Origin of the sequence: Pseudomonas cyclaminis, from assembly GCF_015163715.1 — a bacterium.
GTDB classification, from domain to species: Bacteria; Pseudomonadota; Gammaproteobacteria; order Pseudomonadales; family Pseudomonadaceae; genus Aquipseudomonas; species Aquipseudomonas cyclaminis.
The window spans coordinates 1-9,044 of sequence record NZ_JADDUM010000180.1 but is presented as its reverse complement, the minus strand read 5'-3'; the positions used below and the strand labels follow the sequence as shown (position 1 = coordinate 9,044).

At 58.3% G+C, this 9,044-nt stretch carries 7 protein-coding genes and 1 pseudogene; 1 reads left to right on the top strand and 7 read right to left on the bottom strand.

The window, feature by feature from the left end; genetic code table 11:
* Positions 1-69 precede the first annotated feature (69 nt).
* From IQK56_RS21140 to IQK56_RS21110, 7 genes are all read right to left on the bottom strand, one after another.
* Positions 70-303 (bottom strand): hypothetical protein, encoded by a 234-nt coding sequence (locus IQK56_RS21140; RefSeq protein ID WP_032889274.1) that lies wholly within the window; start codon positions 301-303, stop codon positions 70-72.
* Positions 304-421: 118 nt separating this feature from the next.
* Positions 422-943, bottom strand: a complete 522-nt coding sequence (locus IQK56_RS21135; protein ID WP_122306717.1) for a DUF6586 family protein — start codon at positions 941-943, stop codon at positions 422-424.
* Between the two features lie 126 nt (positions 944-1,069).
* Positions 1,070-3,691, bottom strand: a complete 2,622-nt coding sequence (gene topA / locus IQK56_RS21130; protein WP_122306716.1) for a type I DNA topoisomerase — start codon at positions 3,689-3,691, stop codon at positions 1,070-1,072.
* A gap of 114 nt (positions 3,692-3,805) precedes the next feature.
* The gene (locus IQK56_RS21125) at positions 3,806-4,042 is read right to left on the bottom strand and encodes a DUF1653 domain-containing protein (RefSeq protein ID WP_193864178.1); all 237 of its coding nucleotides are present in this window, start codon (positions 4,040-4,042) and stop codon (positions 3,806-3,808) included.
* Between the two features lie 96 nt (positions 4,043-4,138).
* On the bottom strand, positions 4,139-5,314 hold the full coding sequence (fadA, locus tag IQK56_RS21120) for an acetyl-CoA C-acyltransferase FadA (protein WP_026136849.1): 1,176 nt from the start codon (positions 5,312-5,314) through the stop codon (positions 4,139-4,141).
* A gap of 29 nt (positions 5,315-5,343) precedes the next feature.
* Entirely contained in the window at positions 5,344-7,491 is a 2,148-nt protein-coding gene (gene fadB, locus IQK56_RS21115) for a fatty acid oxidation complex subunit alpha FadB (RefSeq protein ID WP_099587434.1), read from the bottom strand.
* Positions 7,492-7,973: 482 nt separating this feature from the next.
* The gene (locus IQK56_RS21110; RefSeq protein WP_150761428.1) at positions 7,974-8,411 is read right to left on the bottom strand and encodes a hypothetical protein; all 438 of its coding nucleotides are present in this window, start codon (positions 8,409-8,411) and stop codon (positions 7,974-7,976) included.
* 105 nt (positions 8,412-8,516) lie between these two features.
* Here IQK56_RS21110 and IQK56_RS21105 point away from each other — a divergent pair.
* Positions 8,517-8,956, top strand: a pseudogene (locus tag IQK56_RS21105) (universal stress protein).
* Positions 8,957-9,044: the final 88 nt, after the last annotated feature.

Here is a 9,044-nt window from a genome sequence, read left to right as displayed (position 1 = left end):
CCGCTCACCACAACAAGCCCACTCACCACAGAAGCCCGCTCACCACAACAGCGAACCCGCTGGCCACATTCAGTGGAGAACCCGCGAACCATCCTCTTTCTCCGGCTCGCCTTCCGCCAGACGACCCGCCATCTGCACACCTACGCTCAACATGGCTTTTGCCACTTCCACGTGCTGGCCTTGCAGGAACGCTTTGGCATCCTCGGAAAAATCCAGGATAACCAGAGAACCTTCGTCCTCAGCCCGGCGCAGCTCGATTCGGCCGTCAGGCAACTCAACAATTTCCAGAAAGGACGTCGGCATAAAAGTCTGTTCTCCACGAAAGGCCGGGATTATATCAGTCATCCACCCAGCCTCGTTGAGGATCTGGCGAGGTTTCTTTACAGCTTGATGAACGGCGCTTTCTGAGCCTGCCCGAGCTTCAGCACTCGTTCAGGCCTTCACGAAAGCGCAGCGCCATCTTCTTCAGCTCCTGACGCCAGCCTTCCAACTCTTCTCGGCTCAGCGGCTTCGGCTCGTCCTCTTCCAGAGCAATTGCCACGATCAACGGCTGAGTCACATCCCCCTTGGGGACGTGGGGAACACGCGGCGGCTGAAACATATCGGCATGGGCCTTGAGCAGGCGCGCGACCCAGCTGTCCGGGCTCTGGGCCATTTCTACCAGTTCCGACAACTCAGGAATCGCCATGCTCTCCAGCACTTCACGGTTCATGATCAGTTCCGCACGGGGCGAACCGGCCTGTGGCAAACGGTAGAAGCCGGCGATTTCATGACACAGCCCCAGCAACGCGCCGTACAGGTGAAATAAAGCTGCTTCACGCCCCGCCTGGACCAACGCGATAGCATTCATCTCCTTCCCGTCCTCGGCACGGCCAAGGGCTTCCAGGGACAAACCCGCGAAGTAAATTTTCTGGTTGGTACGGGTATAGAGTTCGTTGGCCATGACGGCAATCTCCACAACGAATAAGGCATGATGCTGGCTGAATAGTGTCTCGGATCAACCGAGCGCACTGCAAGCGCAAAAAAAGGCCGCCCATACAGGCGGCCTTGTCTATTGCAGATCAGTCGATCAAGCGCCCTGGCGCTTGTCTTCGACCTTCCACTTGCCGCCGTCGTAGAACGCTTTCCAGCCGGTAGGCTTGCCGTCCACTTCGGTCTGCACGTACTGCTCCTTGGTCTTGCGGCTGTAGCGGATCACGGCTGGACGACCATCCGGGTCCTTCTTCGGCGCTTCACACAGGAAGTGGTACTTAGGATCGATCTCGTCCTTGTGCGGCACGATCTCCAGCACCAACGGCGCACGGGTCTCGCGGTTTTTCGGGAACTGGCTCGCCGCCAGGAACAACCCCGAGGCGCCATCACGCAGGATATAAGTGTCGTTGACCTTCTCGCACTTGAGTTCAGGCATCTTCACCGGGTCCATCTTCGGCGGCGCTGCGTCACCGCTTTTCAGCAGTTTGCGGGTGTTCTTGCAGGTCGGATTGGTGCAGCCGAAGAACTTGCCGAAACGGCCGGTCTTGAGCTGCATCTCGCTACCGCACTTGTCGCATTCCAGGCTCGGACCTTCGTAGCCCTTGATACGGTAAGTGCCCTCTTCAATTTCATAGCCGTTGCAATCCGGATTGTTACCGCAGATGTGCAGCTTGTGCTTCTCGTCCAGCAGGTAGGCGTCCATCGCCGTGCTGCAGATCGGGCAACGGTGCTTGCCACGCAATACCAGCGACTCGGATTCACCCTCGTCGTCGGCCGCGATTTCATCACCCGGCACCAGGTTGACCGTGGCCTTGCAGCGTTCTTTCGGCGGCAGGCTGTAGCCCGAGCAACCGAGGAACACGCCGGTGGACGCGGTACGAATCTGCATCGGCCGGCCACAGGTCTGGCACGGGATATCGGTCATTACCGGCTGGTTGGCACGCATGCCGTCTTCAGGGCTTTCAGCTACCTCAAGTTTCTTCTTGAAGTCGCCGTAGAACTCGTCGAGTACGTTTTTCCAGTCGCGTTCGCCCTGGGCCACGTCATCGAGGTTTTCTTCCATGCCGGCGGTAAAGCCGTAGTCCATCAGGTTGGAGAAGCTCTCGGACAGGCGCTCAGTCACGATGTCGCCCATCTTTTCCGAATAGAAGCGACGGTTGTGCAGCGCGACGTATCCACGGTCCTGGATGGTCGAGATGATCGCCGCATAGGTCGAAGGACGGCCGATACCGCGCTTTTCCATCTCCTTGACCAGGCTGGCTTCCGAATAACGTGCCGGCGGCTTGGTGAAGTGCTGGGACGGGTCGAGCTTGATCAGCTTCAACGTGTCGCCCTGGGCCATGTCCGGCAGCACATCGTCGTCACCGGGCTTGGCGATTTGCGGCATTACGCGGGTGTAGCCGTCGAACTTGAGGATACGGCCCTTGGCACGCAGCTCGAAGTCACCAGCACCCACGCTGACGGTCGTCGACAGGTATTGCGCCGGCAGCATCTGGCAGGCCAGGAACTGGCGCCAGATCAGCTCGTAGAGGCGCTCAGCGTCGCGCTCCATGCCGCTCAGCTTGCTTGGCTCGGTGTTGGCGTCGGAAGGACGAATCGCTTCGTGAGCCTCTTGTGCGCCTTCCTTGCTGCTGTAGACGTTCGGCTTTTCCGGCAGGTACTTCTTGCCGAACTCGCTTTCGATGTACGTGCGCGCCATCGCCACCGCGTCTTGCGACAGGTTGGTGGAGTCGGTACGCATATAAGTGATGTAGCCGGCTTCGTACAGACGCTGGGCCATCATCATGGTTTTCTTCACGCCGAAGCCCAGGCGGTTGCTCGCGGCCTGTTGCAGGGTGGAAGTAATGAACGGCGCCGACGGCTTGCTGCTGGTCGGTTTGTCTTCGCGCTTGACGATGCTGTAGCTGGACGCCTTGAGCTTTTCCAGCGCGGCCATGGCCTGGGCTTCGTTCAGCGGCTTGAAGGCTTCGCCTTTCTCGCGGGCCACTTCAAAACGGACGTTGTTGCCCTTGGCAGTACCGAGGTCGGCGTGGACTTCCCAATATTCCTCAGGGTTGAACGCACGGATCTCGCGCTCACGCTCCACCACCAGCTTGACCGCTACCGATTGCACACGCCCGGCGGACAGGCCACGGGCGATCTTCGCCCACAGCAGCGGCGAGACCATGTAACCCACGACGCGGTCGAGGAAACGACGGGCCTGCTGGGCATTGACGCGGTCAATGTCCAGTTCGCCTGGCTTGGAGAAGGCTTCCTGGATGGCTTTCTTGGTGATTTCGTTGAACACCACACGCTTGTAGCGGCTGTCATCACCGCCGATGGCTTCCCGCAGGTGCCAGGCAATGGCTTCCCCTTCGCGGTCCAAGTCCGTTGCGAGATAGATGGTGTCAGCATCCTTGGCGAGCCGGCGCAGCTCTTCGATGACCTTTTCCTTGCCCGGAAGGATTTCGTACTTGGCCTTCCAGCCATGATCCGGGTCCACACCCATGCGCGAGACCAGCTGCTTGCGCGCTTTCTCTTTTGGCGTGAGCACCGGACCTTCGCCCGCAGCCGCCTTGCCGCGCTTGGCGGCAGGCTCCTTGCTGGCGCTAGCCGAACCGCTGGTGGGCAGGTCTCGGATATGGCCGATACTCGACTTCACCACGTACTCGTTACCCAAGTACTTGTTGATGGTCTTGGCCTTAGCCGGGGATTCCACAATGACCAGCGATTTGCCCATGGATCAGAAAATTCCTGAATTCGAGAAGTGAAAGGCAGTTGGCGCCTGACGCGGCAACGCTATATATAGTGGCAACAAGGTGAGGTCAAGCGCAGCATTCTGCGCGGCCTGCTGTTATTGCCCTGAAAAAAGACTGAGTTCGGCCTGGACCAAAGCAAAGCGCGGGACCTGTTCGCCGTCAACTTCGACGGTCTCCAGGAACATGCTCAAGGGGCGCACCCAAAAGCCGTATTCACCATACAGCGCCTGGTAGAACACCACTTCTTCTTCAGTTTCAGAGTGCCGTGCCACGCTAAAAACGCGGTACTTCGGCCCCTTGTAATGCTGGTAGAGCCCTGGTTCAACTTTCATGCTCTGGCCCTCTTACAAAATTTGATAAAAAAAAATACAAAACCACCCAAAAACAAAAACCGGGGCACTGGGCCCCGGCTTCCGTCAACTCAACGCTTAGACGCGTTCGAAGACGGTGGAAATGCCTTGGCCGAGACCAATGCACATGGTGGCAACCCCAAGGTTGCCGCCATTTTGCTTCATCACGTTAAGCAAAGTGCCGGAAATACGTGCACCGGAGCAACCGAACGGGTGGCCCAGGGCAATCGCACCGCCGTGCAGGTTAACCTTCTCATTCATCTTGTCGAGTACTTTCAAATCTTTCAGCACTGGCAGGGCCTGTGCGGCGAAAGCTTCGTTGAGCTCGAAGAAGTCGATATCGGAGATGGTCAGGCCCGCGCGCTTCAAGGCTTTTTGTGTGGCCGGTACTGGACCATAGCCCATGATTGCCGGGTCCACACCCGCCACGGCCATCGAACGAATCACTGCCAGCGGCTGGATGCCCAGGTCCTGGGCACGCTGCGCCGACATCACGATCATGCACGAAGCACCGTCGGTGATTTGCGACGAAGTACCGGCTGTCACGGTGCCGCCCTTTGGATTGAAGGCAGGTTTCAATGCCGCCAGGCTTTCCAGGGTGGTATCCGGACGAATGGTTTCGTCGTAGTCGAACAGTTTCAGGAAACCGTTCTCGTCGTAGCCGTTCATCGGGATGATTTCATCCTTGAACTTGCCTTCCACCGTCGCCTTGTGGGCGAGTTGGTGGGAGCGCACGCCGAACGCGTCCTGGGCTTCGCGGGTGATGCCGTGCATTTTGCCGAGCATTTCCGCGGTGAGGCCCATCATGCCCGAGGCTTTCGCCGCGTAGAGGGACATGTGCGGGTTAGGATCAACGCCGTGCATCATGCTGACGTGGCCCATGTGTTCCACACCACCGACCACGAACACATCACCGTTGCCGGTCATGATCGCCTGGGCGGCGGTGTGCAGCGCGCTCATCGACGAACCGCAGAGGCGGCTGACGGTCTGGCCAGCCGCAGTGTGCGGGATCTGGGTCATCAAGGAGGCCATGCGCGCGATGTTCCAGCCCTGCTCCAGGGTCTGGTTGACGCAGCCCCAGATCACGTCTTCGACTTCGTTCGGGTCGACCTTGACGTTGCGTTCCAGCAGTTTGCTGATCAGGTGCGCGGACATGTCTTCAGCGCGGGTGTTGCGGTGCATGCCGCCCTTGGAGCGGCCCATCGGCGTGCGACCGAAGTCGACAATCACCACGTCTCTTGGATTCAAGCTCATAAATATTCTCGCTCTAGTCGTCTGGGCGCTTAACCGAAGAAGCTCTGGCCGTTCTTGGCCATTTCACGCAGCTTCGCGGTCGGGTGGTACAGCGGGCCCAGATCAGCGTATTGATCAGCCAGGGCAACGAATTCAGCCACACCGATCGAGTCGATGTAACGCAGCGCACCGCCACGGAATGGAGGGAAACCAATACCGTACACCAGGCCCATATCGGCTTCGGCGGCGGTCTCGACGATGCCGTCTTCCAGGCAGCGCACGGTTTCCAGGCACAGGGCGATCATCATCCAGTTGATGATGTCCTCGTCGGACACCTCACGCTGTTCGTAGATGACCGGCGCGAGTACTTCGTGCACCGATGGATCAGCGACTTTCTTCTGCTTGCCCTTCTTGTCCGCCTCGTAGGCGTAGAAGCCCTTGCCATTCTTCTGGCCCAGGCGCTTGGCCTCGTACAGCGCGTCGATCGCCGAGCGGCGGTCGTCTTTCATGCGGTCCGGGAAGCCTTCAGCCATTACGTCGCGACCGTGGTGGCCGGTGTCGATGCCGACCACGTCCATCAGGTACGCCGGGCCCATTGGCCAGCCGAATTTTTCCATGACTTTGTCGATACGCACGAAGTCCACACCGGCGCTGACCAGCTTGGCGAAACCGCCGAAGTACGGGAACAGCACGCGGTTGACCAGGAAGCCCGGGCAGTCGTTGACCACAATCGGGTTCTTGCCCATTTTCTTGGCGTAGGCAACGGTGGTGGCAACGGCCAGTTCGCTGGACTTCTCGCCACGGATCACTTCCACCAGCGGCATCATGTGCACCGGGTTGAAGAAGTGCATGCCGACGAAGTTTTCCGGACGCTTGAGGGCCTTGGCCAGCAACGAGATGGAAATGGTCGAGGTGTTCGACGCCAGGATGGTGTCGTCTTTGACGTGGCTTTCAACTTCAGCCAGTACCGCCTGCTTGACCTTCGGGTTCTCGACAACCGCTTCGACCACCAGGTCGACATGGCCGAAATCGCCGTAGGACAGCGTAGGACGAATGCCGTTAAGCACTTCGGCCATTTTTGCAGCGGTCATACGACCTTTATCAACGCGACCTACCAGCAGCTTGGCCGCTTCGGCCAGGCCTTGCTCGATACCGTGCTCGTTGATGTCCTTCATCAGGATCGGCGTGCCTTTGGACGCCGACTGATAGGCGATACCGCCGCCCATGATACCGGCACCGAGTACGGCGGCCTGTTTCACGTCCTTGGCGATTTCGTCGTAGGCCTTGGCCTTTTTCTTCAGCTCTTGATCATTCAGGAACAAGCCGATCAGGCTTTGTGCCGCCGAGGTTTTCGCCAGTTTGACGAAGCCTGCCGCTTCCACTTCCAGAGCCTTGTCGCGACCGAAGTTCGCAGCTTTCTGGATGGTCTTGATCGCTTCAACCGGCGCCGGGTAGTTCGGGCCGGCCTGGCCAGCCACGAAACCTTTGGCGGTTTCGAACGACATCATTTGTTCGATGGCGTTGAGCTTGAGTTTTTCCAGCTTCGGCTGACGCTTGGCCTTGTAGTCAAATTCGCCGCTGATGGCGCCCTTGATCAGGTTCAGTGCAGCTTCGGCCAGTTTGTCCGGCGCAACCACGGCGTCGACGGCGCCGACTTTCAGCGCGTCTTCAGCACGGTTTTCCTTGCCTGCGGCAATCCACTCGATGGCGTTGTCGGCCCCGATCAGGCGCGGCAGACGTACGGTGCCGCCGAAACCTGGGTAGATGCCCAGCTTGACTTCAGGCAAGCCGATCTTGGCAGTGGCCGACATGACGCGGAAGTCTGCGGCCAGGCACATTTCGAAGCCGCCGCCCAGCGCGATGCCATTGATTGCGGCAACGGTTGGTACGTTGAGGTCTTCGAAATCGCTGAAAATCTTGTTGGCTTCGAGGTTGCCAGCCACCAGCTCGGCATCGGGCAGCTTGAAGTTGTCGACGAATTCGGTGATGTCAGCGCCGACGATAAACACGTCCTTGCCGCTGGAAACGATCACGCCCTTGACCGAAGCATCTGCTTTGATGGTGTCTACGGCCTGACGCAGTTCGTTCAGGGTTAGACGGTTGAACTTGTTGACGGACTCACCCTTGAGGTCGAATTTCAATTCGACGATGCCACTTTCAAGAGCCTTAACCGTGATGGCTTTACCTTCGTAAATCATCAACTGATCTCCAGGATATGGAAGCTGAACAGTACACATTGGACGCTGGCCTCTGGTTGGACACTGGCCGTTAGGTCAATGCTCACGCCAATACGCCAGGCACACCCGCCAATGCGCTAGTCGGGATATATGTATGAGCGGTCTGACAGACAAACGCTCAATTCATACGCCCGTTTGATTTGGGTACGCCACCTTCATCCAATTCCAGGCAATTGTCAATCGCTCGAAAGGCTAGGAAAAACGCGACTTTCCAGTCATTTCAGAACCCCAACCCTAGGCCCATGCTTCGCCGATATTCAAATATTCACGAAATCAATTATAGGAAAGATGTGGGAAAAGACTGTACAGAACGGGATATCCGGCTAGGCTAGCCGCAACCGTAACGCGCCTGGATGAACATCCGACGCGGCAACCACCGATTTACCGGCCTGCCTGGCCAACTCCAGCCCGATGATGATGTCGGGCTTTTTATTGCCTGGCTTTCAAGCCAACGCTTTGAGCAGTGCATCAATGGCGAGCAGATCACTCGCTTCGCCCTTCTCGCCCCAATAGAGGGCGATCATCTGCTTGTCAGCCTCGACTTTGTAGACGTTGGCCGGCAGCGTTGCAAAATGCGGCAACAACTTCTCGTCCTCGCAGACTTCGCGCCACTGATTGACCCACACCCCCGGCTCCAGCTGCCAGTAGCTCCAGATGGCCGGCGTGCTGCCGCGCCGTGGCCGGCAGTACTGCGCGCAGGGGCTCGGCGGCTCCTGTTTGAGCCAGTGCGGCCACTCCTGGGGTGCCAATTGCATGGCCAACCCGATGCGGCGCGCCTCCATGCGCAGGGCCATACGCCCGCTCTGATGGCGCGACGGGCGCAGCCATGCCAGGGGGCTCAGAACCACCACAAGGATTGACACCACTATCCAGACCGTCATATGTGTACTCCCGAATTTCTAGATGAGCGGATGTGACCTGACACAACCCGATCCGCTTGAAAGCAGCCATACTTAATTTATTGCAGTCCCCTGGAGGAACGCCTCATGCCCTACCAACATATTCTGGTCGCTGTCGACCTGACCGAAGAGTGCGATCCAGTGATCAAGCGCGCGCAGGAATCTGCATTGGCCAATGGCGCCATACTGTCGCTGGTGCATATCGTCGAGCCCATGGCCATGGCCTTTGGCGGTGACGTGCCGATGGACCTTTCCCAGTTGCAGCAACAACAATTTGACCAGGCCAAGGAGCGCCTGGACCGTTTGATTCTCAAATACCCGCACCTGAAAAAGGAAGACTGCCACCTGACATACGGCCAACCGCGCCAGGAAATCCATCACTTGGCCAAGGAAAAGGCTTGCGACTTGATCGTGGTGGGTAGCCATGGTCGTCACGGTTTGGCGTTGCTGCTGGGTTCTACTGCCAATGATGTACTGCACGGCGCGCGTGCGATGTGTTGGCCGTCAAACTGGTCAAAGATAAGTAAGACCAATGAAGATCCAATGTGGGAGGGGGCTTGCCCCCGATAGCAGTCTGTCAGTTGATACATTTGGAGACTGATACACCGCCATCGG

Bases quoted from the DNA above. Each gene is read 5' to 3' on its own strand.
- IQK56_RS21140 (WP_032889274.1), bottom strand. From the start codon at position 303: ATGCCGACGTCCTTTCTGGAAATTGTTGAGTTGCCTGACGGCCGAATC.
- IQK56_RS21135 (WP_122306717.1), bottom strand. From the start codon at position 943: ATGGCCAACGAACTCTATACCCGTACCAACCAGAAAATTTACTTCGCG.
- topA (WP_122306716.1), bottom strand. From the start codon at position 3,691: ATGGGCAAATCGCTGGTCATTGTGGAATCCCCGGCTAAGGCCAAGACC.
- IQK56_RS21125 (WP_193864178.1), bottom strand. From the start codon at position 4,042: ATGAAAGTTGAACCAGGGCTCTACCAGCATTACAAGGGGCCGAAGTAC.
- fadA (WP_026136849.1), bottom strand. From the start codon at position 5,314: ATGAGCTTGAATCCAAGAGACGTGGTGATTGTCGACTTCGGTCGCACG.
- fadB (WP_099587434.1), bottom strand. From the start codon at position 7,491: ATGATTTACGAAGGTAAAGCCATCACGGTTAAGGCTCTTGAAAGTGGC.
- IQK56_RS21110 (WP_150761428.1), bottom strand. From the start codon at position 8,411: ATGACGGTCTGGATAGTGGTGTCAATCCTTGTGGTGGTTCTGAGCCCC.